This window comes from Croceivirga lutea (assembly GCF_014235875.1).
In the GTDB taxonomy this organism is placed as follows: domain Bacteria; phylum Bacteroidota; class Bacteroidia; order Flavobacteriales; family Flavobacteriaceae; genus Croceivirga; species Croceivirga lutea.
Map to the genome: position 1 here is coordinate 32,847 of NZ_JACJUK010000001.1, position 22,525 is coordinate 55,371.

Genomic DNA, 22,525 nt, shown 5'->3' on the forward strand with positions numbered 1-22,525 from the left:
TCACTTTTAGTGGAGCATCTAGTTTTTCAGAGTTTTGGGTTAGCAATCAAAAACATCAGTCATGAAAATCTTTTTATCAATTGTACTTCTTTTTTTAGCAGGAATAAGTTGGGCGCAAACAACCATCTCCGGAAAAGTAACCTCTGGCAAATTACCAATACAAGGAGCCAATGTTTACTTAGAAGGTACTTACGACGGCGCTTCTACAGATGCTGAAGGAAATTTCTTTTTTGAAACTATAGCGTCTGGCACACAGACCCTGGTTATTTCTAGTATTGGTTATGAGACTCATTATGAAATGGGAGACGTAATCTATTTTCAACAACTACAAATAACTTTACAAGAAGCCATAAATAGTTTAAGTGGTGTAACCTTAACGGCAGGCTCTTTCGAAGCTGGTACAGAATCTAAAGCTTCTGTTTTAAAACCCTTAGATATTGTTACCACAGCAGGTGTTGCTGGTGATATAGGTTCTGCCTTACAAACCTTACCAGGTACCACAACGGTAAGTGAAGATGGTAGGTTATTTGTTCGCGGTGGTAGGGCAGAGGAAACTCAGGTTTTTATAGATGGTCAACGTGTTTTTCAACCCTTTATGGCAAGCACAAATAATGTACCTACACGTGGTCGTTTTTCACCCTTTTTATTTAAAGGCATTAGTTTTAGTACTGGCGGATATTCAGCCGAATACGGTCAGGCATTATCAGGAGTTTTATTGTTAAATACAACAGACTTACCAGACCAAGAGAAAACAGATATTTCTGTAATGAGTGTAGGTGGGGGTGTTGGCCATACAGAAATTTGGGGTAATACAAGCTTGAGTCTAAACACAGCGTATATCAACTTAGCCCCGTATGAATCTTTATTACCCTCTACAAATGGCATTAGTTGGAACAAGCCTTACGAGTCAATTGCTGGTGAAACTGTTTTTCGACATAAAGGAGAACGCAGTATGTTTAAATTCTATACCGGCTATAATTTTTCAAATTTTGATATCGACCAAGAAGACATCAATTTTGAAGATTTTGTGAATTTTCAATTAGAAAATAGCAATTTGTATTTAAACGCGAATTACAAATATTTTTTCAAGAATAATTGGACAGTGTATGCTGGAGCTAGTTCTGCTTGGGATACTAATGAAATAAAGGTTGTAGATAACAAAATTGAAACTGAAGATGCCAGCATGCATCTAAAGCTAAAAGCTTCTAAAGATTTTACCAATAGGTTTAAATTAAATGTAGGCTCTGAAGTTTTTCATAGTGATTATGAAGAAGATTTTACTGCGGAAAACGGATTTTTAGTTACATCAGGTTTTAATGAATTACTATGGGGTAATTTTGTAGAAACAGCTATTTTCTTTTCAAATGATTTTGCACTTAAACTAGGGGCAAGGGCTGAATATTCCACATTAATTGAAGATTGGAATATTGCGCCAAGAGTTTCGTTGGCTTATAAAAGTGGAGAAAGCGCTCAATTCTCTCTAGCTTATGGTGATTTTTTTCAAAACCCGTTAACACAATTTATTAATTATGATAATAGCTTAGACTATGAAAAAACTTCTCATTACATAGCTAATTATCAGTATAATAAGAATGGAAAAACGTTTCGTATAGAGGGGTATTATAAAGACTATGCTAATCTTGTAAAATACAATACTGTAGCGCCACAATTTAGCTCTGATTTTACCAATAACGGTAGTGGTTATGCAACCGGGATAGATGTTTTTTATAGAGACAATAAGAGTATTGAAAATTTAGATTATTGGCTGTCTTACAGCTATTTAGATACTGAAAGAGATTTTCTAAATTTTAGAACTACAGCTACACCAAATTTTGCTAATGCCCATAATTTTTCAGCAGTAGCAAAGTATTGGGTTAACAATTGGCGTTCACAAATAGGCGTGTCTTATAGCTACGGTTCTGGTAGACCTTATAACAATCCAAATACCACAGACTTTTATGCCGAAAAAACTAAAGACTATCATAACTTAAGTTTAAATTGGGCTTATCTTATAGACCAGCAAAAAATTCTATTTTTATCTGTAAACAATGTCTTAGGCACAAGAAATATAGGTAACTATCAATACGCTAATGCGCCAAATGCCCAGGGTAATTTTGATAGAAGAGCCATATCTCCGGCCGCGGATAGTTTCTTTTTCGTTGGATTCTTTTGGACACTCAGTACAGATAACAAAAGCAATCAATTAAACAATCTTTAAAAAATACAATTGAGCTATAGAATACTACAGTTGAGTAGTTCTTATTAGTTCTCAGCATACAAATACACCATTTTTACATTGTATTCAAAATAAAAAACAAACAGTCATGAAAAACGTATTCACACTAACAGTAATTTTATTTTCTCTATTGGTAACTGCTCAAAGTCAATATGAAAAAGGTATGGAAAAGGCCATGAAGCTTTGGGGAGAAGGCAAAATAGTTGAAGCCTCTAACTTATTGGAGCGCATAGCAGTAGCAGAAGACGATAATTGGATTCCCTACTATTATGTGGCTATGGTAAATACATCTGCTTCTTTTGGAGAAAAAGATGATACCAAATTAAAACAGCAATTAGATAAAGCAAAGGAGTTCGTAGATATTGCTAAAAATCTTTCACCAGATAACGCTGAATTACTGATTTTAGAAGCCATGACCAATACCGCTTGGATTGCTTTTGATGGCGCTACTTATGGTATGACGTTGTCAGGAAAAAACACGCAATTGTATGCAAAAGCTATGCAATTAGCGCCAGAAAATCCTAGAGTAGTATTATCTAAAACCGAATGGGACATGGGTTCTGCAAGGTATTTTGGTAAAGACACTGCACCATATTGTTTGGATATAGAAAAGGCAGTAGAACTTTTTACTACTTTTAAACCAAGTGAAGAACCTTATTATCCAGACTGGGGTGCAGAAAGAGCACAAGAGGTTTTAGCAGAATGTAAAGCATAAAAATTATCAATGAAAAATTTTATAAAGGTTCTAAAGATTTCATTACTCATTACGGTTATTGTTGCCATTTTGAACCTTTTTGTATTTGATAGCGGAGATTATTCGCTATCAAATATTTTAGAACAAACAATAATCGTATTTATTTTTTCTTTTGGTTTAACGGCAGTTAATGCTTATTTCCATGATTGGATAAGTCTAAAATACAACTGGGAAACAAGGCCACAAAAAAGACTTTGGTTTGGTGCCATTGGCTCGTTTATTTTAACCCTATTAACTTTTGGGTTACTACGCTATCTTATTACCTTTTATTATACAGGTGCATCGTTTACTGAGTTTTTAGAAAATGAAAGGTCACCCTCTTATGTGGTTGCATTTGTAATTACATTGATTGCTTCTTTATTTACACATGCCTTCTATTTTTATCGGGCATTACAGAAGAGGCAGGTTAAAGAACAGAAGATTATTGCAGGTTCAGCATCAGCCCGGTTTGATGCGTTAAAGAATCAATTAGACCCTCATTTTCTATTCAATAGTTTAAATGTTTTAACTAGTTTAATTGAGGAAGACCCTGACGCTGCTCAAAAGTTTACCACTTCACTTTCTAAAGTTTATAGGTATGTTTTAGAACAAAAAAATAAGGATTTAGTTACGGTAGATGAAGAATTAAATTTTGCTAGAACCTATGTTAGATTACTTAAAATGCGTTTTGAAGATAGTTTAGATTTTGAAATTCCAGAGAAGGCTACTAATCCAGAATTTAAAATAGTTCCGTTATCATTACAATTACTCTTAGAGAACGCAGTAAAACACAATGTTGTAACTAGTTCTAGACCTTTACGCCTAAAGGTTTATGAAGAAAATGGAATGCTTAAAGTTAAAAACAACATACAAGAAAAACAGGTGGTTAAAAAGAGTAGTGGAGTAGGATTACAAAATATTAGACAACGATATTCTATTTTGACGGATAGGGAAATGATGATTTCTAATGCCAATCAAGAATTCACAGTATCCTTGCCAATGCTTTCTCAGCAAATTGCAATGGCCAGAAAAGAAGAAAGTCAAGAATTGCATTTAGAAGAAAAGCGGTACCTAAAAGCTAAAGAGCGTGTAGACCAGATAAAGGGGTTTTATGGAAACTTAATTTCATATTGCCTTGTTATTCCTTTTTTATGGTGGTTAAACACAAGAACTACTGATTTTTATTGGGCAATCTTCCCAACTATTGGATGGGGTATTGGTCTTACGGTTCATGGTTTAGAAGCCTTTGGATACAATCCACTTTGGGGTAAAAACTGGGAAGAGAAAAAAATGAAAGAGTTGATGGAAAATGAAGATTTTTAAGAAATACAGGTATAGTTTTCTATATTCTGAAGAATTTCTTTCAACTCTTCAATAGACATTTCTACTGGCAAAAGTGTTAACGCTTTTTCAAATGTACTGCAGTAGTTAAATTTAGCATTTTCATTTTCTTCCTTTTTAAATAAAGTAGCAAATGCAGTGGTATCTGGGGTAGCTACTACCATAACCTCAGTAAAAGACAAAGACACCTTCTCTTTTCGTATTTCACTAATTTTTTGAGCGGATAATTTAACCTGGTCAATCTTCATACCAGTTAAATCTGTAATAATATACTTTAACCTTGGAAAAAATTCTTCCTTGGTAATAGCATCTAAATAGTTAATATAGGTATTTAAGCAAGGGTCACCAATGTATTTTTTTATCATTAGACCTTTATCATCTAAAAACCGGTAACATATCTTCATAATTCACGAAACATTGAGAACGAAAACTAAATCTAAATTACAATTTGTTCAATAGTTTTAATTGAATAATATAGAATTTCACAATCCAGTATAGTATATCTACAGTTGAGTAAGTACTTTTTTCAACGCCATGTATTGTTTTAGATATTTGAAGTGTAATTAATCAATAAAACTTATTATTATGACAACTAATGAAACAAGATATACAAGAGCAAAAGAAAAGGTAGAAGCAATCAAAAGTTTTTATGGCAATCTACTAGCTTATCTAATAGTAATACCCGCATTATTTTGGCTAAATTACAAGACAACTAGTTTTGTATGGGCTATTTTTCCGGCAATAGGCTGGGGTATAGGTCTTATAATAAATGGGTGGAGTGTTTTTGGTAGAAACCCTTTTTGGGGTAAAGATTGGGAACAAAGAAAGATAGAAGAACTAATGCAAAGTGATAACTTCTAATATAGAAATCATGCAAGAATTAAATAGAGAAAATAAGTATACAAGGGCTAAAGAACGGGTAGATGAACTTAAAAAATTCTACAGTAACCTAACCTCATATATCATAGTAATTTCGGCATTAGCAGCTTTAAATTATTGGGTAGATGGCTGGAGCTACCCTTGGTTTCTTTGGGCAGCATTTGGCTGGGGAATAGGTGTATTTTTTCATGCAATAAACACCTTTAGATGGAATCCGCTTTTTAATAAAGATTGGGAAGAGCGTAAGATTAAGGAGTTTATGGATAAAGACAAAAATCAATCAAAATGGGAATAGTAATGGAAAATTTTAATCAAGATAAATTGGAAAGAGCAAAAAAGCGTGTAAACGAAATCAAAGGATTTTACATTCACTTTGCTGTATACCTGGCTATAAACATATTTATTTTAGTAAATATTGGCTTACAATCAAACAATTTCTGGCATTGGGGGCATTTTATAACGCCATTTTTTTGGGGTATTGGGGTGTTGTTCCACTGGATGCATACTTTTGGTAAAAACCCTTTCTTTAGCAAGAGTTGGGAAGAGCGCCAAATAAAAAAGTATATGGATAAGGATAGAGAAGACGCTAACAAGTTTTTAAAATAATAAAATGGAAAGTTTTGAAAACAAATATGAACGCGCCAAAAAAAGGGTAGATGAACTAAAGGCTCTTTTTAGACATATAAAAGTCTTTGCATTAATAAATGGATTTTTCTACCTATTTAAGCTAGGTGTATTCAATAGATTTATTCCAGAATTCTTAACCTCAGAACCAAGTTTTTATAGTTGGGTAGATATTAATTTACTTATTTGGGGAGTAATTCTAATTGTACACGCAGTATATGTTTATCGAGATAAAGTTCCATTATTAAAAAAATGGGAAGCTCGCCAGATTCAAAAAATATTGGATAAAGAAAAACTAGATAATAAAGAATAAAACTAGTATTTAAGTTAAATTTAAAAGCGCTAATAAAAGCTTAGAATTTATGAAGGCAATTATTATTGAAGATGAAAAACCCGCGGCAAGAAGACTACAAAGATTACTGTCTAGTTTAGAGGTGGACGTAGCTACTATGTTGCATTCTGTTGAGGAATCTATAGATTGGTTTCAAGCAAATACGCATCCAGATTTAATATTCTTAGACATACAATTATCAGATGGTCTTTCATTTGAAATTTTTGATGTAATTGAAGTAAAAAGTGCAATCATTTTTACTACCGCTTTTGATGAATATGCGCTGCAAGCTTTTAAGCTAAATAGTATTGATTATTTGCTTAAACCAATTGATGATGAGGAGTTAGAAATAGCAGTAAAAAAATATGGTGAATTTAAACCTACTGAAGAAAAAATTTCAGTTGATTTTGAAGACATTAAAAAGCTTTTGGTAAACCCTTTAGAAAGAGAATACAAAAAAAGGTTTACGGCCAAAGTAGGGCAGCACATTAAAATTATAAATGCAGATGAAGTAGAATGTTTTTTTAGTGAAAATAAAGGAACTTATGCAGCAACTACAGATGGCAGAAATTATCTTTTAGATACTACATTAGAAAATTTAGAACCTGAACTTTCACCCAAATCATTTTTTAGAGTTAGCAGAAAATTCTATGTTAACATACATCACATTAAAGATATAATTTCATATACTAATTCTAGGCTTCAAATTAAGCTAAATAGCTTTTCAGAGCAAGAAATCATCGTAAGTAGAGAACGGGTAAAAGACTTTAAGCTTTGGTTAGAATAACGTTATTTAATTAACTGGAAATAAAATTATTAGAACAAACTATAGAAAAATCTTATAGTTGCTTATTCTGTCTCTTTGTCAACTCTGTTCTCATCAAAAGCTGAAGGTAATAAAGTTGGTATTAATTTTACGGCAATTGGTAATAAAACAGCTCCTCCCGGTAACATAAATATAGCTAAAGATGGTATTGATTTAAATACATCTAAAAGTTGTAATTGTACCTTTTTACGCTCTTCTTTGGTTAATTCTTTTACTGTTGATTTAGAAATTAAAGAAACCAATTCTTTACTTTCTAGAAGTTCTCTTTTAAGTCGTTTCCCGTTTCTAAGAATAAGTCTACTTACATTTTTAGACATTCCATCGTAATACCGCTGAGCTAAATTTTGGTCTTTTAAATAAGGTATTTTTTCAATATTAGTAGCAAAAAAAGCACCCACATTTTTTAAAGAATGTCCTATAGTTTTTTGGTCAAAATTTAAGTCGTTACCTATTTCATATATAAACTCAGATTCAGTATAATCTATAGCCTTATCTTCCCACACAGTTAAGCATGCAATATCTAATAAATATTGACGCTCAATTGCTGTAAAATTAGAGTGTAATAAATCTAGATATGTACCATCAAATTCGTCTTGTTTTAAATCCACAAAAGATAAAGAAGATGCCAGTAATTGAATCAGCTTAGCATCATTCTTATTCATCTCTTTAGAGTTTAATGCATGGTAGGCAATATTAATGGTTACATATTCTAAAAGCCTTGCATGACCCATTAATGATTTTACACCACGTAAATACGCTTGAAATATTAAAACATCAACAAAAAGTAATGAATTGGTTAAACTATTACCAATAGCTTTATTAAATACGTTTCCATTCAAATAAATTCGAGAATCTAGTAACTTCTCTAGCTGGTCTTCAGTTTTATTGCCCGTTAAGATTTTATTTAAAAACGAGATTTTACCTAATTCAATTTCGTTGTAATATTCAAAAACTACCTCTAAAAATTTAGAGAATGTAGTGTCTTTACGTTCGAATACATAACTAAAGTAAAGGGCATTGAGTAGGTTTATTTTGGCAATTTCATCCTCAGTAAGTTTAATTTCTGTCGGCATCCATGCGGGCGGATATAAGTGTATACCATAAATAAATCCAGAATCTAATAAGCCCTTATACAATGCTTCAAAAGTAGAATAGGGCTGTTTTGTTTTTTTGAGATTATACCCAAACTTCTTAATCCAGCCAGAGGTTGAAGGGTTCATAGTTTTTTGATTGATTCTTCAAAAGTAAAAATTTACTTGAATAGGTTTAAGAAGAGTTTAACAAAATAAACCAAACCCTTGAATAATGCTTGCGTAGGTAAGGTAATTAACCTCTTAAAAAAGATAGGATGAAAAAATCAAGTAAAATTATTCTAGGTATTAGTGCACTAGCAATTGCCACCGGAATATTTGTAGCAGCCGACCATATTGATGCTCCAGGGAGCATGGGTACCTCGGCAGACATTGCCGATTATTTTGCATTTGAACCTAAAGCAGGTTCAGATAACACCGTATTTATTGTAGACCTGCAATCAAGCGTTTTACCAGACCTTGCTTACGGCACTTTTGATGAAGATGTATTAACAGAAATTAATATTGATGCAGATGGCGATTTAACAGAAGATATGGTAATACAAGCCATTGCAAGAGAAGGTAGAATGTATTTCTTTGGTCCAGTAGCGCCAAGTACTACCGGTCTAACAAGTGAAGTTGCTGTAGATGCTCCCCTTGGAGATGTTGAAATTTCAACAACAGAAGCAATTGTAGAAACTACTGCAGATGGTGTAATGCTTTTTGCAGGACCCCGCCAAGACCCTTTCTTCTTTGATTTCTTCAGATATAATGAAGTAGTAATGCCTTCAGCAGAAGACAACTCTGGCTTTAATGTGCCAGGAGAAGACACCTTTGATGGCGCAAATACAATGTCTATTGCTATTGAAATACCTAACAATAGGTTGGGTGCAGCAACAGGAACTAATGTATTGGGAGTTCCAGTTTATAAGACTTGGGTAACCACAAACAGAAAACAATAATCAACAAAAATAGTAGAGATATGATATTCAAAAATTTAAAATACGGATTATTAGCAATGGCAACTTTAGCCATGGTAGTTTCTTGTGATAGTGATGATAATGGCATGATGGATGATGATATGATGATGGATGACGACATGATGATGGATGATGATACCATGAGCATGGACCCTGATTTTTCTGGTACCTATGTGCAAGTTGACTTTATGGGAAGACCAGGAATTAATACCGTTCTGAGCTCAAGTGATGTTAAGGATATGCACAACCAAGCTATACCAGCTGAAATGGGTGCAATTTTTCAACCAGTATTTCAAAATCAATTAGAAGCTTATCATGATGCTTATGCAGTAGCTCTTGGTCTTACGGCTGAAGATGTTGATTTTGAACCAAATATTTTAGGAGATATTTTAAATGGTCCTGAAAATGACGGTTTTACAGAAAATCCAGTAACTGCAGAGGTATTAACAACGGTATTGGCAACAGACGTATTAGAAGTAGCTCCAGATGCAGCTACAACTTATTTTAATCCTGGAGCTGGTGCGCCAACATATGAAGGTGGTATTGGTTTAACCGGTAGAACTCCACAAGATGATGTTATAGATGTGTCACTAATATTATTATTTGGTGGTGGAAACGGTGCACGTTTTAATGGAGAAAACGGTTTGCCCCAATTAGTTACAGACGGTGTTCCGTTAACTGCCACCATCTCTTCAACTTTTCCCTATTTAAGCAATCCTGAATAAGCAAAATTGCTATGATTAATGTGCATTAGGGGGAGTTGGGGGATTGCCTCTCCCTTTTGCTTTTTTCAACTAAAAACAACAACAATGAAAACCTTAGTATATACCTTTTTTCTTACCATATTATTAATGTCGTGTACAAATGAAAACACATCATTTGTTACCAATTCAAAGGACTACAACTCTTTTTTAGAAGCCACCGAAACTGCTGAAAAAACTTCTAAATACTACGAATTATGGAATGCTAAAATTAAAACGGATAGTGTTCAAATGATGGCTTTGGCAAATGTAAGTAGTGAGTACAACCGTTTTTTTAAAAATACGGGTGATATAGCACAGTTAAAAAAGGCCGAAAAAGCCTTAATAAAAGCGTTAGAAGTAGCCAATATTAATAAGGCAAGTTATGCTCGGGCGCTTGCAAGAAATTACATCTCACAACATAGATTTAAAGATGCACTGCAACTAGCAGATTTGGCTAATGCTGAAAATGAAGGAAAAAAGGATACTCAAAGTCTTTATTTTGATATACATATGGAACTTGGCAATTATGACATTGCTGAGAAATACTTAGAAGAGTTAAAGAATTTTTCAGACTTCGGTTATCTAATTCGTTTAGCAAAATGGAACGATTATAAAGGCAATTTAGACACCACCATTTTAATGATGGAAAAGGCTATGGCTAAAGCCGAAAGCGCCAATAATAAGAATCTAAAATTATGGTCTTACACCAATTTAGCCGATTATTACGGTCATGCCGGTAGATTAAAAGACTCCTATAATCATTATCTAAAAGCATTACAACTAGACCCTAATAATGCTTATGCTAAAAAAGGCATTGCTTGGATAGTTTACTCACATGAAAAAAATGGTAAAGAAGCCTTACGAATTTTAGACGCGGTTACCTCTAATTATAATGCTCCAGATTATTTTTTGCTAAAATCAGAAATCGCAAGTTTTATCGGAGATTCTAGTTTGTACCATGAAAATATGAAGCTATTCTATGAAACTTCAAAAAACATAGCATATGGTCATATGTATAACAATTATCATTTTGATTATTTTCTAGATTATGATGTACAGCTGAATAAGGCATTAGCAATAGCTAAAACCGAAGTAGAAAACAGAGCTACACCAGAATCTTATGCCATGCTAGCAACTGCTTATTTAAAAATTGGGCAAAAAGTAAAAGCCAACGCTATAATTGAAAATTACGTGGTGGGTAAAACTTACGAACCAGGAATATTACTTAGTGTGGCACAAGTGTACAAGGCTACTAATCAATTTGATAAAGTTGATGCGCTTAAGCAAGAATTAATAGGCGCGGTTTATGAATTAGGTCCGGGGAGTAGACAAGAAATTGAACAATTGTAGCATCTAGCTCCATTAACCATTACCTATACTAAGAATTCCTTGTTGGATGTTTAGTTGTTTTTAGAGACGCCACGGTGGGGACCGTGGCGTTTTAGTTATAGGGTAATAAAATTATCAAGGTCTAGTGTCCAATCATAATTTTTATAGGAAATAGAAACATCCTTAGTATCGTCAATTATTTTGTACGATTTCAATATTTTTTTCACCCCAGACTTCCCGCCAAAATCGCCTCTAAACCAATTAAATAATGATGTAACTTTAGCAGTGTTTGTTGCTTTATCATAGTCAGAAGATTGTTTTAAATAACGTTCAGTACCTTTTTCAAGCTGTTCTTCTAAGCGTTCTGGAGTATATACTGCCACAGGCGGACAATCTTTAGCACCACAGTTTAAGGCAAAGTGAATTCTAAAATCGCGCTTACTTACACGTAATTTTCTTTCGAATTTTTCGGGGAACCATTTTCTAACATATCCTAAACCAAACCCCCATTGCGACTTTCTTAAAATGCCGTGTTCTATTTTTTCAAATGAAATTTGCTCTCCAGCAATTTTTAGCTGTTCTCTTGAAAAAAAATCTCTTCTGTCTTTATACAAATCAGGATTTTTAGTAAGTACAATTTGTATGTAGGCATTGTAAATATTTAGCCAAAAAGCGTACTTCTGCGCATCTGTACGTAAGGTGCTGTCTAGCGTATCAAAAGAAATATTTGCCAGTTCTTCTTCTAAAGCTTTAGTGTCTTTATCTTCGATGATATTTTGCAATAAACGCTCAGATAAGGTATTGAGATTGGTAGGATTATTCTGTTGTGATAACTCTGTTCTTTTTACTTTACAACCCACAATAGAAAGCAATAAAAGAAAAGATAAAAATAGTCTGTACATAGTTTTATTTTAAATACGATAACAATAGACTAAAGGTTTGGTCGTATGTTGTTTGTTACCTTTCAAAAGTATTTACTTAAAATTAGAAGTATAGCATTAATATTGAAATGGATTCGTATCAAATTTAATTTGTTTTTATAAGTGATTTTTTTAAAACCCTAAATAGCCTATTTACGTAACTAAATAAAACGTTATTAATGATTAGTGTAATCATACCTGCACACAACGAAATTGATAATCTAAAAGAACTTTTACCAACCTTATTAATGATAGGGGAGGGTTTTGAGTATGAGGTTTTAGTATGTGTTTCTTGTGCTAATCAGGATGATACCCTGAATTTAAACTTTTCAAAACCCATACAGTTTATAGATTGTAAAAAAAAGGGGAGAGCAAGCCAGATGAATTATGGAACTAATTTGGCTAAGGGTAATGTTTTTGTTTTCATGCACGCCGATGTAAGACCACCAAAAGGTTTTTTTAAAGATATTATGACTACGCTAGAAAGTGGAAATGAGGCGGGCTTCTTTTCTTATAAGTTTGATAAAGAAAGTTTCCTTCTTAACTTAAATGCGTCTTTTACAAAAAAAGATGGGGTTTTTACAGGTGGGGGAGACCAATGTTTGTTCATTAAAAGGAAAACCTTTGAAGAACTAGGAAGGTTTAATGAAGCACAAGTTTTAATGGAAGACTTTGAGTTTTTTAAACGGATGAAAAAAGCCAAGGTTTCTTATAAAATTGTTCCTAATGAGCTCATTGTTTCAGCGCGGAAATATCAAGAAAACTCCTATCTACGAGTTAATCTATCTAATTTACTTTTAGTCATACTTTTTAAAATGGGTTTTTCTGCGGAGAAATTAAAAGTACTGCACAACCGCTTATTACGTCTTTCTTACCAAACCAAAAACTAAATTTTTGGATTATACTATAAATGGTATTCAGCAAATAGGTATTGGTGTCAGCAATGCTAATGCGGTATTTAACTATTATCGTAAAAACTTTGGCTTTGATATTCTAGTTTTTGAAGATGAAGCTGAAGCTAATTTAATGACCAAATACACCAATGGTAGGGTAGAAAAACGTAAAGCGTTGTTAACTATGAACTTAATTGGTGGCGGGGGCCTAGAAATTTGGCAATTTTTAAATAGGCAACCCGTTGGCCCCAAAAGTGAATTTAAAATAGGTGACTTAGGTATTAATATGATGAAGTTGCGGTCAAAAACCGGAATTTCCCAAGAATTTATTACGGATAAATTTGGCAATTGGATTCAATTAGTACAAGACGATTATTGTTTTTGTGATACTAAAACTAGTTCCAACGGCGGAGTAATGGGTGCTATAATTGGGGTGTCTGATATTGAAAAAGCAATACGTTTTTATAAAGAAATTTTAGGTTTTAATATTACAATTCTTGACGAAACAGGACATATAGAGAGTTTTAAGAATTTACCTGGTGGTCAATCAAAATTTAGAAGAGTACTACTTAAACATAATAAAAGAGCAGTTGGTGGCTTTGGCAAATTACTTGGGCCATGCCAAATAGAATTAGTTCAAAACCTATCTTGTCAACCTAATAGCATATTTAAAGATAGGTTATGGGGAGACCTTGGTTATATTCATCTATGTTTTGATGTTATGGGTATTGAAATTTTAAAGAACAAGGCAGGAGAGATGGGATTTAATTTTAAAGTGGATAGTGCGGAAAGTTTTGATATGGGTGAAGCCGCAGGTAGATTTGCTTATATAGAGGACCCAGATGGCACTTTAATTGAACTAGTTGAAACCCATAAAGTACCAGTTAGTAAAAAACTAGGCTTGTTTATAAATCTCAAAAACAGAAACGCCAAGAAACCATTGCCTAATTGGATGGTTAAAACATTAAAATTTAGTCGAGTAACTAAAGATTTATAGCTTAAGAACTACTTTTTGTGGTTCGTAACAATCCAATTCCAGAGAAAAAGAAGATGGCACCTAGAACACCATAGACTATCATGGCTCTAGTATTTGCATGATTGTTTCCAAATAAAATAGCGGTATAAACCAGTCCACCAATACCTAGTAAGGTAAGTGTAGCTCCAAATATCTTTTTAATATCCATGGCCGAAAAATACGTAAAAGTTAGAAATGGTTATTTAGTGTTTGTAAAATTTCTTGGGTTGTGAAGATTTGAGCAAATTCCGTTTTTAAGTTGCCCAAGGTGATTTGATGCACCAACTCCGCCCCTTGTCTTTGATTTTCAATGCCAAATTGGTCAAAGGCGGCACATGCATCAGCTATTACGTTTACTTCAAAACCAAGATTAGCAGCCATTCTAACAGTACTCGAAATACAATGATTTGTGGTTAAACCTGCAATGATTAAATTTTTGATATTTTGCTTTTGAAGGTGTTTCTGTAAATCTGTTCCTATAAAAGCAGAATTAACGTTTTTAGTTATAACAGGTTCAGTTGGTAATGGCTTAACTACTTCTTTAATTGAAAATCCTTCTTTAGAGGCATGTAATGGTGAATTTGGGTTCGTTGAACTGTGTTTAATATGAAAAATTGGTTTGTTTTTTTCTCTGAACCAATTCAAAAGGATGGCTGCGTTATTTTCAGCATTAGGGTTATTACGATAACCGCCATAAAAGTCGACCTCGTCTAAGCCTTTTTGAATATCAATTAATAGTAAAGCAAACGTATCTATCATATGTATTTAAGAAGCCACTGTACCTAATGTATATAGCTGTTCTAGGGTTGGAGTTTCACTACCACCTTCTGGCTCTAAAGTAATTCCAAAGGCTTCAGATTCATTTGTATTACTCAACTCAAAAAGTCTTTTATCATTTTCAGCAAAATCATCTAGTAACCCTAGGCTGGTAGGGGTTAAAGGGTCTAATTTCAAAGACCAAACTTGATAAGTAAATCCGGGAGGTGGTTCAGGCAGACCACTTGCGTCTATAACTACTTTTTGATTGTTTTTATTCCAATATGCTTTTGCAAAAGATGAAGGCGATACGGTTTGTCCGCCTAAAGTAATTATTGAAACATCTTGGTCTCGAATGATATTTAAAATACGTTCGTTTTCTGCAACTTGTATGTTAGCATCATAAACCTCTTTTTTTAGCGTGTCTTTTTGTTGCGTAACTATTTCAAATTCAGATTCAAGCTTGTTATTTTGTATATACATCCAAACCAAACCGGCAGCTAAAATAAGAGCTGCAGCCCAACCTAATCCACTAAATAGCTTACGATTGGTAGCTGCTGATTCAACTTTTTTAACACCACTTGTAAAGGTTTGAATTCTTCTAAAGTTATTTTGATTGTACCCAGGATTTGCCGTTTTTGATAAGGCTAAAACCGCAGCTTCAATAGCTTCAATTTCTTTTTGAATCTCTGGATATTGCTGGGCATTATCGTAGACCTCTAAGTTTTCTATAGGTGAAAGTAACCCTGCAACATAAAGTTCAAGTATTCCAGATGCTATGTAGGCTTGTGTATCCATATTAAATACTAATATTTTCTCTTAATTGAGAAATACAATTTCTATTTCTAGTTTTTACGGTACCTAGCGGAATGTTTAATTGTTCAGCGGCTTCTTTTTGGGTGAAACCTTTAAAGTATAATAATTCTATTATTTGGGTACACTTTTCTTTTAACCCTTGTACTAATTTTCGAAGTCCAGAGGTGTCAATAGTCTCGTTAGTTTCTTCTGAACTTTCAAGAATACCTACGAAGTAATCTGTACTGAGGTTTTTTTTCCAGTTTTTATGAGATTTTGAGCGCAATTCATCAATAGCCGCGTTACGCGCTATATTTAAAATCCATGTAAAAAATCTGCCTTTTGATTTATTATAACTATCCGCATTATTCCAAATTTTTATAAAAACATCTTGGCACAATTCCTCTGAACGCTCTTTATTTTTAATTATGGTGTGAATTACTCCACATATATTTTCAGCATACATAAGATGTAACTGCTCAAAAGCAGCGGTATCTTTTTGTTGAAATTTTTCGATTAATGTTTCTAATTTCATAGTCTTTCAAATATAGGAAAGCAATTGAATTTAAAAGGCATTGTGATTTTTTTAACATTCAAAATATACACAAAAAAAAGTCGCTCAATAAGCGACTTTTTTCATGAAATAATTTGATTACTGAATAATTCCCGTACAAGAAACTCTGGCCCCGGCAGCACCACTTGGTTGAGAAGTAAAATCATCTACACCTTGATGTACTATTACAGCTTTACCAACAATATTTTTTGTTTCATCCTCACAACCAATACACCATTGGTCTGTTTCAAATTCAACTGTAGCGTTACCTTCAGCATCTGCAGTAAAATTACCTATGTCTCCTCTGTGGTATCCTTCTTCTGCACCCCATTTTCCATGTGGTTGACCAGTTGGGTTCCAGTGACCACCAGTTGATTTTCCATCATCAGAAGAACAGTCCGCCTTTTCGTGAATATGAATTGCATGTTCTCCTTCGGTTAAACCAGTTAACATAGCCTTCATTTTAACAACGCCATTTTCTTCTGTAAAGGTTACGTCTCCAGTAACTGTGCTTCCACTTTTTGGTTCCATTTGAAAATTAATGGTTTCGACATTAACTTCTTCAACCATTTCTTTGGCTTCATCAACCATTTCTTCCATCTCTTCAGAAACCTCTTCTGTTTCTTTTTTTACCTGTTTACAACTAAAAGCTGTTAGTAGAATTAATGCCATTGGCATTAGTAATATCTTTTTCATTTGATTGTGTGTTTTTAAGTTGAGTTGTAATTTAACAATAAATACAAGCAGCACCAATTAAAAAGTCTTAAACAAATCTTTATTATCTCGGATTCCTCTTTTTAAATTCTCGCATACGATTATGGTTTTATCAATACGAGTTTGCGCATTTTTATGTCTACTAATGGCGTAGATAATGCTTCGTTGCTTTCCTTTAGTTAATTCTTCAAAAATTTGGTAGGCCTCATAGTCGCTCATTAAAACGGCTTCAAATTCCTCAGGAACTTCTACGCCATACTTTGAGGTATCTTCAAAAAATTGAAGTTGAAAATAATCATTAAGAAAAACACCCAGCTCTTTTTGTTTGGCCTTACTAAACATCATAATATAATTACCATGATATTTGGTTATTGCTGCATGAAAGGTTAATTCTTTATTTTCATATATGGCTTTGACTACCACGCGTTTTTGACCCTTTTCTAAGAATGGATTTATAATATTTTCTGGTAAAACTATGGTATGAGAACCCTGAAGGCTAACTTCAAAAACTGAACTTTTCATTACTGTACTAGCTTGGTAACCACTTGAGTTTGGCTGTGCAGGGTTTTATGCACAGGGCATTTATCTGCAATTTCTAACAAGCGTTGTTTTTGTGTACTATCTAATATGCCTGTGAGTTTAATCTCACGTTCAAACGTATCTATTTTTAAAGATTGGTCTTCACAGTTTTCACAATCTACGGCATGACTTTTACTGTAAGAAGTATGTACCTCCACATTTTCTAGAGGCCATTTTTTACGTTTAGCATATAACTGAAGTGTCATTGCAGTACAAGCAGATAAACCTGCTGAAACAAATTCATAAGGTGAGGGGCCAAAATCTTTACCTCCAAAAGAATGGGGTTCATCAGCAATCATATGATGGCTACCAACTTTCATTTGCGTAGTAAAATCATCTTCTTTATCCAGACTAGCCACAACATGATGCTCAGATTGTAACACAGTTGATTCATCTACAGAACTATTTAAATATCTATTTGCCCACGTAGCTATTATTTGACCCACGTATAACGAGTCTTCTTGTTTCATTAATAAATGGTCGGCCCCATCTAAGGTTACAAAGCTTTTAGGATGATGTGCGGCTACATAAATTTCTTCTGCGTTTTTAATACCTACAATTGTATCTTGAGGTGAATGCATAATCAGCATTGCTTTTCTTAGATTTTTTACAGTTTCTGTTAAAGACTTGGTTTCTAAATCATCTAAGAATTGTTTTTTAATGGTAAAATCTCTACCACTTAAATTAACCACCGCCTTACCTGTAGTTTGAATAACTTCTAAATCACTTTTAAAAAGATGTTTTACATGGTTTGTATTTGAAGGAGCACCAATAGTAGCAATAGCTTGTACAGAAGAAATTTTTTCAGCTGCAAAAATAACGGCTGCACCACCTAAAGAGTGCCCAATTAAAAGGGTAGGAGATTGGTGTGCTTTAGCCAAATAATCTGAAGCCGCTACTAAGTCTTCTACATTTCCAGAAAAATTAGTGTTCTCAAAATCACCTTCACTTTCACCAAGTCCAGTAAAATCAAACCGCAAAACACCAAAGCCATTTGCAGTTAATGCTTTTGCAATATTTCTAACGGCAGATAAATTTTTGGTACAGGTAAAACAATGGGCAAAAAGTGCAAAATTATGTGGCTTAGCATTGGCAGGTAATTCTAATTTACCTGCCAATGTTTGACCATCTTTATTCTTAAAGGATATTTTTTGAGAGTTCATTATTTCTTTTTGAATACACCTCTTAAGTCGGGATTGTAAAAGAAACCTATCTGATATCTGTTAAAAACAGCGTTTGAGAACTGATTTCTCAACCACCCTAATTGCAAACTACTGTTCTCGGTTATATGAACACCCAAAGCTCCATAAAGTCTATTTTGTCCAAATAAATTGTCTTGTAGATTTATGAATAGTTCATCATAAAAATTTAGAAAGAAAGTATTTGTTAACGGCAAAGTTAGTTGAAGTCTGTAGCGAGCTCTGTGTTCTGTACTTTTAGAATAGAATGGACTATTTTCATTTTCCACTTCTATAAATCGTTGTTCTAATCGATATCTATGTTCAAACAAAAATTCCCACACCTTATTTTTTAAAATGAATTGTTGAAAAATTCGATTTTCAGAAATTTTATTAACCTCACTTTCAAAACCTTCAAAAGTGGGGTCTGTATCAACAAAAGCATAACCGATTGTGGCTATTGCGTTATCGTTGATATGGTAATTTGCGCCTGTTCGTAATAATAACTGATTAAAATTCTTACTAGTTTCAAAATACCTGAACTGCGCTTCGGTATGTAGGCTCCATTTTTCGGCAATCTTATTCATGCCAAAATACATATACCAGATACCATTTTCACCTTCTCCAGGTTGTTGGGCGTTTACTGCTAATGAAATTAGAAAAAGGGAAATAAAAAGTTTCTTCATTAATCTAAAGTAAAAGTTTTGGTTTTCTTGAAAGGTGAAAGGTCTAAGCTTTCAATGGTGTTTTGATATGGTTTCCAATCTTCGGTAAAGAACATATTGGTTTTTTCTAGTGCCATTTTTAGCTCGTCTTCAGCAAACTTAATTAGTTGATTCTCTGTAGTTGTAAGTCCGGTTTTTCTAGTATATACATATCTAGATGCGGTACCTATACGTTGCATAACCGTAATTTCTGGGTTTCTAGTAATACCTTGTCTTTTATCTTCTTTACCTAGATACAAAGCAATCACAGAATCAATTTTCTTTACAATAGCCTTAGATGCTTCTATTTGCTCTTTGTAGTTATCTTCATCTAAATCTTTCATTTCTTTTTGAAACTTATTGGCTAAATCTTTGCTCTCTACTAGTTGTTTTACTGCATCAGCCGCAGTCTGTGAATAGCTTTGGAGCTTTTTACCAGCAGCATAGACTTCATTTAAAGCTGAGGTATTCACATCTATTCTTGGGTCTGTTTTAACATTAACCGTAGTGGAATCTGTGCTATCACCAAAACTAACTACTACTTTATACGTTCCTGATTTTACAGACACTCCACCGCGTTCTCTAGTATTCTTACTGATTTTGCGAGAAGGTCTATCAGCACCTTTTTCATCCATCCTCCAATAAATTCTATGAAATCCTTTTTTTTCTGGAGTTTTATATTTTAATGTTCGAATTAATTGGTCACCATTATAAAAATCAAATTGAATTGAATCCTTCTTTTGAACGCCTGTTAATTTTTCTTTTGATTCTGCATTTGTTTCTTCAGATTCTTCTTCTTTTTTCTCAGTAGCCGAGTTCTTAGCTACATCTTTCTTACCTTCTTTTAAATAATAGGTAATCATAGCTCCTGCCTTTTTGTTTTCTGCATTGTACAAGGCATCACCTCCAAATCTGCTACCTGTAGGTTGCTGATATGCTGCTAAATATGCATCAGGAGTATCAAAAAGAGCAATTTCTTTTTGCAGAACAGCCATATTCGCGGCTATTTCTCGTAGAGGACGAATATCATCTAAAACCCATGCGGCTCTACCAAATGTACCAATTACCAAATCTTGCTCTCTTGGATGAATAGCCAAATCTTTTGTAGAAACCGTTGGATAGCCTTCCTTCCATTTTTGCCATTTTTCACCCGCATCAAATGATATATATAAACCATCATCTGTACCTAAAAAAACTAGATTAGGATTTTCAGGGTCTTCAATTATAGAAAGGGTATAGCTTTCTACATCATCGGCATCAACAATACGTGTCCAGGTTTTACCATAATCTTTTGTTCTGTAAGCATATGGTGTATAATTAAATCTTCTATAATCATTCGCAATTAATAATGCTTCACCACGATTTTTTTGAGACGCTTTAATTTGAGGAATCCAACTACCTTTTGGTAATCCTTTAATATTGGCTGTAACTTCAGTCCAAGACTCACCACCATTTTGCGTGTAATGTACACGACCATCGTCTGTGCCAACCCAAAGCATATTTGGTTCAACAACAGAAGGTTCTATAACCAAAATAGTACAGTGGTTTTCAGCCCCTGTAGCATCCATTGTTAAACCGCCACTCTCACTTTGTTTTTGTTTCTCGGGGTCGTTTGTTGTTAAATCTGGAGAAATTACTTTCCAGGTTAACCCTTTATCTGTTGATTTATGTACAAATTGACTTCCGAAATACACAGTAGAATTATTGAAAGGGTCTTGGCCAATACCAGCATTCCAGTTAAAACGAAGCTTGGTTTCAGCATCTGGTGGGGTAGGGCGTACAATGTAATTATTCCCTGTTTTCCAATCGTATCTAGATACAAATCCTTGTTGACTCATGGCATAGCCATACTGACTGTTATCTAAATCAGGTACCACATCAAACCCATCACCAAAAGCAATTTCTTGCCAGTAACTGTTACGAATACCTTGTGCTTTCCATACATAAGCAGGGCCTCTCCAAGAACCATTATCTTGCATGCCTCCATAAACATTGTACGGATATTCGTTATCAACACTAATATGATAAAATTGTGCTACAGGTAAATTGCCTATAAACCGCCAAGACTTACCACCATCTTTAGAAATGTTTAATCCACCATCATTACCATCAATCATAAATTGACCGTCTTCTGGATGTATCCAAAACGCATGATGGTCTGGATGTACACCGTTATCTACACCATAAGCGGGCATTAATTCTTTAAAACTTTTTCCGCCATCTTCTGATACATTAACATAGGTAAAAACAGAAATAACACGATTTTCATTTTCAGGGTCTACCCTAATGTCTGAGTAGTAGAATGGTCTGTTTCCGATATCATTTTTATCATTGATTTTTGACCATTTAAAACCACCATCTATTGATTTGTACAATGCATTTTTTTTAGCTTCAATTAGCGCATAAATCACATTAGGTTTGTTTTTGGCCATGGCTATTCCTATTCTTCCCAATTCCCCTTTTGGTAGGCCATCTTCATTAGAAAGTTTTTTCCAATTATCACCACCATCATGAGTCATATATAGGCCACTACCTTTACCCCCAGATTTAAAAAACCACGGGTCTCTTTTATGTTCCCAAAGCGCCACAAGAAGCTTATTAGGGTTGGTAGGGTCTATAACCATATCTGCAACACCTGTTTTGTTATTTGCAAATAGAATTTTGTTCCATGTTTTACCACCATCTGTGGTTTTAAAGACACCACGTTCTGGATGTTCTCCCCAAGGTGAGCCAATGGCCCCAACATAAACAACATCAGGGTTGGTAGGGTCAATAATAACTCTATGGATATGACGGGTTTTTTCTAAGCCCATACTTTTCCAGGTTTTACCACCGTCTAGAGACTTGTAAATACCATAACCTCCATTTAAACTATTTCTTGGGTTACCTTCTCCAGTTCCTACCCAAATCACAGAAGGATTAGATTGTTGAATTGCTACAGCACCAATAGAAGCAGTTACCTCTTTGTCGAAAATAGGTTCCCATTTAATACCACCAGAAGTAGATTTCCAGAGGCCACCAGAAGCGGTACCAACATACATAATATCTGGATTATTGGTTACCACATCTATTGCAGTAACCCGCCCGCTCATACCAGCAGGGCCAATGTTTCTTGGTTTTAAATCTTGAACCAAATCCATTGAAAATTCTTGGCAATACAATGCCGTAGATGCAACTAGCATCAAGAAGAGTAGTAATTTTTTCATTTGTGAGTTGAATTAGTTGCCTAAAGATAAAGAATTGGTAAAGCTAGTTTCTTAACATGATGTTAACGCCTAAATTAGATTCAGCAACGGCAGTTGGAATTGTATAATTATGTAGCTTTA

Annotated in this window: 25 protein-coding genes; 13 read left to right on the forward strand and 12 right to left on the reverse strand. The window is 33.9% G+C overall.

All coding sequences use genetic code 11. The annotated features are described in order from the left end of the window. The first annotated feature begins 61 nt into the window (after positions 1–61). From H5V42_RS00175 to H5V42_RS00185, 3 genes are all read left to right on the forward strand, one after another. Entirely contained in the window at positions 62–2,218 is a 2,157-nt protein-coding gene (locus H5V42_RS00175) for a TonB-dependent receptor (protein ID WP_185781091.1), read from the forward strand. A gap of 106 nt (positions 2,219–2,324) precedes the next feature. Further along, complete coding sequence (locus tag H5V42_RS00180) at positions 2,325–2,951, forward strand: hypothetical protein (RefSeq protein WP_185781092.1); 627 nt, start codon at positions 2,325–2,327, stop codon at positions 2,949–2,951. A 9-nt stretch (positions 2,952–2,960) separates the two neighbouring features. Then, on the forward strand, positions 2,961–4,292 hold the full coding sequence (locus H5V42_RS00185; protein ID WP_185781093.1) for a 2TM domain-containing protein: 1,332 nt from the start codon (positions 2,961–2,963) through the stop codon (positions 4,290–4,292). On the opposite strand, the gene H5V42_RS00190 is transcribed toward H5V42_RS00185, so the two are convergent. After that, positions 4,289–4,714, reverse strand: coding sequence for a hypothetical protein (locus H5V42_RS00190; RefSeq protein WP_185781094.1), 426 nt, complete (start codon positions 4,712–4,714; stop codon positions 4,289–4,291). The genes H5V42_RS00185 and H5V42_RS00190 overlap by 4 nt on opposite strands. 181 nt (positions 4,715–4,895) lie before the next feature. Between H5V42_RS00190 and H5V42_RS00195 the strand changes: the two genes are divergently transcribed. From H5V42_RS00195 to H5V42_RS00215, 5 genes are read left to right on the forward strand one after another with little or no spacing between them, the layout of a single operon-like run. Further along, on the forward strand, positions 4,896–5,171 hold the full coding sequence (locus H5V42_RS00195; protein ID WP_185781095.1) for a 2TM domain-containing protein: 276 nt from the start codon (positions 4,896–4,898) through the stop codon (positions 5,169–5,171). A gap of 10 nt (positions 5,172–5,181) precedes the next feature. Beyond that, on the forward strand, positions 5,182–5,484 hold the full coding sequence (locus tag H5V42_RS00200) for a 2TM domain-containing protein (protein WP_185781096.1): 303 nt from the start codon (positions 5,182–5,184) through the stop codon (positions 5,482–5,484). Continuing rightward, complete coding sequence (locus H5V42_RS00205; RefSeq protein WP_229665651.1) at positions 5,475–5,795, forward strand: 2TM domain-containing protein; 321 nt, start codon at positions 5,475–5,477, stop codon at positions 5,793–5,795. Before H5V42_RS00200 ends, H5V42_RS00205 begins: the two co-directional genes overlap by 10 nt. 4 nt (positions 5,796–5,799) lie before the next feature. Continuing rightward, positions 5,800–6,126 (forward strand): 2TM domain-containing protein, encoded by a 327-nt coding sequence (locus H5V42_RS00210; protein WP_185781097.1) that lies wholly within the window; start codon positions 5,800–5,802, stop codon positions 6,124–6,126. Between the two features lie 49 nt (positions 6,127–6,175). Then, positions 6,176–6,931, forward strand: coding sequence for a LytR/AlgR family response regulator transcription factor (locus H5V42_RS00215; RefSeq protein WP_185781098.1), 756 nt, complete (start codon positions 6,176–6,178; stop codon positions 6,929–6,931). Between the two features lie 62 nt (positions 6,932–6,993). On the opposite strand, the gene H5V42_RS00220 is transcribed toward H5V42_RS00215, so the two are convergent. Continuing rightward, entirely contained in the window at positions 6,994–8,190 is a 1,197-nt protein-coding gene (locus H5V42_RS00220) for an LETM1-related biofilm-associated protein (protein WP_185781099.1), read from the reverse strand. A 128-nt stretch (positions 8,191–8,318) separates the two neighbouring features. Between H5V42_RS00220 and H5V42_RS00225 the strand changes: the two genes are divergently transcribed. The 3 genes from H5V42_RS00225 to H5V42_RS00235 all read left to right on the forward strand — a co-directional run bounded on the left by H5V42_RS00225 (position 8,319) and on the right by H5V42_RS00235 (position 11,113). Next, complete coding sequence (locus H5V42_RS00225) at positions 8,319–9,002, forward strand: DUF4331 family protein (protein WP_185781100.1); 684 nt, start codon at positions 8,319–8,321, stop codon at positions 9,000–9,002. Between the two features lie 20 nt (positions 9,003–9,022). Then, positions 9,023–9,745 (forward strand): DUF4331 family protein, encoded by a 723-nt coding sequence (locus H5V42_RS00230; protein WP_185781101.1) that lies wholly within the window; start codon positions 9,023–9,025, stop codon positions 9,743–9,745. Positions 9,746–9,829: 84 nt separating this feature from the next. After that, complete coding sequence (locus tag H5V42_RS00235; RefSeq protein ID WP_185781102.1) at positions 9,830–11,113, forward strand: tetratricopeptide repeat protein; 1,284 nt, start codon at positions 9,830–9,832, stop codon at positions 11,111–11,113. A gap of 95 nt (positions 11,114–11,208) precedes the next feature. Here H5V42_RS00235 and H5V42_RS00240 read toward each other — a convergent pair whose 3' ends face one another. After that, positions 11,209–11,994, reverse strand: a complete 786-nt coding sequence (locus H5V42_RS00240; RefSeq protein WP_185781103.1) for a DUF547 domain-containing protein — start codon at positions 11,992–11,994, stop codon at positions 11,209–11,211. A 197-nt stretch (positions 11,995–12,191) separates the two neighbouring features. On the opposite strand from H5V42_RS00240, the gene H5V42_RS00245 reads away from it, so the two are divergent. Both H5V42_RS00245 and H5V42_RS00250 read left to right on the forward strand, forming a co-directional pair. Continuing rightward, positions 12,192–12,902 (forward strand): TIGR04283 family arsenosugar biosynthesis glycosyltransferase, encoded by a 711-nt coding sequence (locus H5V42_RS00245; RefSeq protein ID WP_185781104.1) that lies wholly within the window; start codon positions 12,192–12,194, stop codon positions 12,900–12,902. A 4-nt stretch (positions 12,903–12,906) separates the two neighbouring features. Then, complete coding sequence (locus H5V42_RS00250; protein WP_185781105.1) at positions 12,907–13,902, forward strand: VOC family protein; 996 nt, start codon at positions 12,907–12,909, stop codon at positions 13,900–13,902. A gap of 1 nt (position 13,903) precedes the next feature. On the opposite strand, the gene H5V42_RS00255 is transcribed toward H5V42_RS00250, so the two are convergent. From H5V42_RS00255 to H5V42_RS00295, 9 genes are all read right to left on the reverse strand, one after another. After that, positions 13,904–14,089: a hypothetical protein gene (locus H5V42_RS00255; protein WP_185781106.1), complete on the reverse strand. Its 186-nt coding sequence runs from the start codon at positions 14,087–14,089 to the stop codon at positions 13,904–13,906. Positions 14,090–14,109: 20 nt separating this feature from the next. Next, positions 14,110–14,679 (reverse strand): cysteine hydrolase family protein, encoded by a 570-nt coding sequence (locus H5V42_RS00260; protein ID WP_185781107.1) that lies wholly within the window; start codon positions 14,677–14,679, stop codon positions 14,110–14,112. A gap of 6 nt (positions 14,680–14,685) precedes the next feature. After that, a complete protein-coding gene (locus H5V42_RS00265; protein ID WP_185781108.1) occupies positions 14,686–15,474 on the reverse strand; it encodes an anti-sigma factor in 789 nt (262 codons plus the stop codon). Between the two features lies 1 nt (position 15,475). Continuing rightward, a complete protein-coding gene (locus H5V42_RS00270) occupies positions 15,476–16,006 on the reverse strand; it encodes an RNA polymerase sigma factor (RefSeq protein ID WP_185781109.1) in 531 nt (176 codons plus the stop codon). Positions 16,007–16,123: 117 nt separating this feature from the next. Continuing rightward, on the reverse strand, positions 16,124–16,720 hold the full coding sequence (locus tag H5V42_RS00275) for a superoxide dismutase family protein (RefSeq protein WP_185781110.1): 597 nt from the start codon (positions 16,718–16,720) through the stop codon (positions 16,124–16,126). Positions 16,721–16,777: 57 nt separating this feature from the next. Continuing rightward, positions 16,778–17,260: a YdeI/OmpD-associated family protein gene (locus H5V42_RS00280; protein WP_185781111.1), complete on the reverse strand. Its 483-nt coding sequence runs from the start codon at positions 17,258–17,260 to the stop codon at positions 16,778–16,780. After that, entirely contained in the window at positions 17,260–18,480 is a 1,221-nt protein-coding gene (locus H5V42_RS00285; RefSeq protein WP_185781112.1) for a bifunctional alpha/beta hydrolase/OsmC family protein, read from the reverse strand. The genes H5V42_RS00280 and H5V42_RS00285 overlap by 1 nt, the downstream gene beginning before the upstream one ends. Next, positions 18,480–19,181, reverse strand: coding sequence for a DUF2490 domain-containing protein (locus H5V42_RS00290; protein WP_185781113.1), 702 nt, complete (start codon positions 19,179–19,181; stop codon positions 18,480–18,482). The genes H5V42_RS00285 and H5V42_RS00290 overlap by 1 nt, the downstream gene beginning before the upstream one ends. Next, positions 19,181–22,405 (reverse strand): VPS10 domain-containing protein, encoded by a 3,225-nt coding sequence (locus tag H5V42_RS00295; protein WP_185781114.1) that lies wholly within the window; start codon positions 22,403–22,405, stop codon positions 19,181–19,183. The genes H5V42_RS00290 and H5V42_RS00295 overlap by 1 nt, the downstream gene beginning before the upstream one ends. Positions 22,406–22,525: the final 120 nt, after the last annotated feature.

Coding starts and splice junctions, on each gene's coding strand:
- H5V42_RS00245 (WP_185781104.1), top strand. CDS start 12,192: ATGATTAGTGTAATCATACCTGCACACAACGAAATTGATAATCTAAAA.
- H5V42_RS00260 (WP_185781107.1), bottom strand. CDS start 14,679: ATGATAGATACGTTTGCTTTACTATTAATTGATATTCAAAAAGGCTTA.
- H5V42_RS00255 (WP_185781106.1), bottom strand. CDS start 14,089: ATGGATATTAAAAAGATATTTGGAGCTACACTTACCTTACTAGGTATT.
- H5V42_RS00280 (WP_185781111.1), bottom strand. CDS start 17,260: ATGAAAAGTTCAGTTTTTGAAGTTAGCCTTCAGGGTTCTCATACCATA.
- H5V42_RS00230 (WP_185781101.1), top strand. CDS start 9,023: ATGATATTCAAAAATTTAAAATACGGATTATTAGCAATGGCAACTTTA.
- H5V42_RS00205 (WP_229665651.1), top strand. CDS start 5,475: ATGGGAATAGTAATGGAAAATTTTAATCAAGATAAATTGGAAAGAGCA.
- H5V42_RS00220 (WP_185781099.1), bottom strand. CDS start 8,190: ATGAACCCTTCAACCTCTGGCTGGATTAAGAAGTTTGGGTATAATCTC.
- H5V42_RS00235 (WP_185781102.1), top strand. CDS start 9,830: ATGAAAACCTTAGTATATACCTTTTTTCTTACCATATTATTAATGTCG.
- H5V42_RS00215 (WP_185781098.1), top strand. CDS start 6,176: ATGAAGGCAATTATTATTGAAGATGAAAAACCCGCGGCAAGAAGACTA.
- H5V42_RS00240 (WP_185781103.1), bottom strand. CDS start 11,994: ATGTACAGACTATTTTTATCTTTTCTTTTATTGCTTTCTATTGTGGGT.
- H5V42_RS00200 (WP_185781096.1), top strand. CDS start 5,182: ATGCAAGAATTAAATAGAGAAAATAAGTATACAAGGGCTAAAGAACGG.
- H5V42_RS00195 (WP_185781095.1), top strand. CDS start 4,896: ATGACAACTAATGAAACAAGATATACAAGAGCAAAAGAAAAGGTAGAA.
- H5V42_RS00225 (WP_185781100.1), top strand. CDS start 8,319: ATGAAAAAATCAAGTAAAATTATTCTAGGTATTAGTGCACTAGCAATT.
- H5V42_RS00265 (WP_185781108.1), bottom strand. CDS start 15,474: ATGGATACACAAGCCTACATAGCATCTGGAATACTTGAACTTTATGTT.
- H5V42_RS00175 (WP_185781091.1), top strand. CDS start 62: ATGAAAATCTTTTTATCAATTGTACTTCTTTTTTTAGCAGGAATAAGT.
- H5V42_RS00285 (WP_185781112.1), bottom strand. CDS start 18,480: ATGAACTCTCAAAAAATATCCTTTAAGAATAAAGATGGTCAAACATTG.
- H5V42_RS00290 (WP_185781113.1), bottom strand. CDS start 19,181: ATGAAGAAACTTTTTATTTCCCTTTTTCTAATTTCATTAGCAGTAAAC.
- H5V42_RS00295 (WP_185781114.1), bottom strand. CDS start 22,405: ATGAAAAAATTACTACTCTTCTTGATGCTAGTTGCATCTACGGCATTG.
- H5V42_RS00270 (WP_185781109.1), bottom strand. CDS start 16,006: ATGAAATTAGAAACATTAATCGAAAAATTTCAACAAAAAGATACCGCT.
- H5V42_RS00210 (WP_185781097.1), top strand. CDS start 5,800: ATGGAAAGTTTTGAAAACAAATATGAACGCGCCAAAAAAAGGGTAGAT.
- H5V42_RS00275 (WP_185781110.1), bottom strand. CDS start 16,720: ATGAAAAAGATATTACTAATGCCAATGGCATTAATTCTACTAACAGCT.
- H5V42_RS00190 (WP_185781094.1), bottom strand. CDS start 4,714: ATGAAGATATGTTACCGGTTTTTAGATGATAAAGGTCTAATGATAAAA.
- H5V42_RS00180 (WP_185781092.1), top strand. CDS start 2,325: ATGAAAAACGTATTCACACTAACAGTAATTTTATTTTCTCTATTGGTA.
- H5V42_RS00185 (WP_185781093.1), top strand. CDS start 2,961: ATGAAAAATTTTATAAAGGTTCTAAAGATTTCATTACTCATTACGGTT.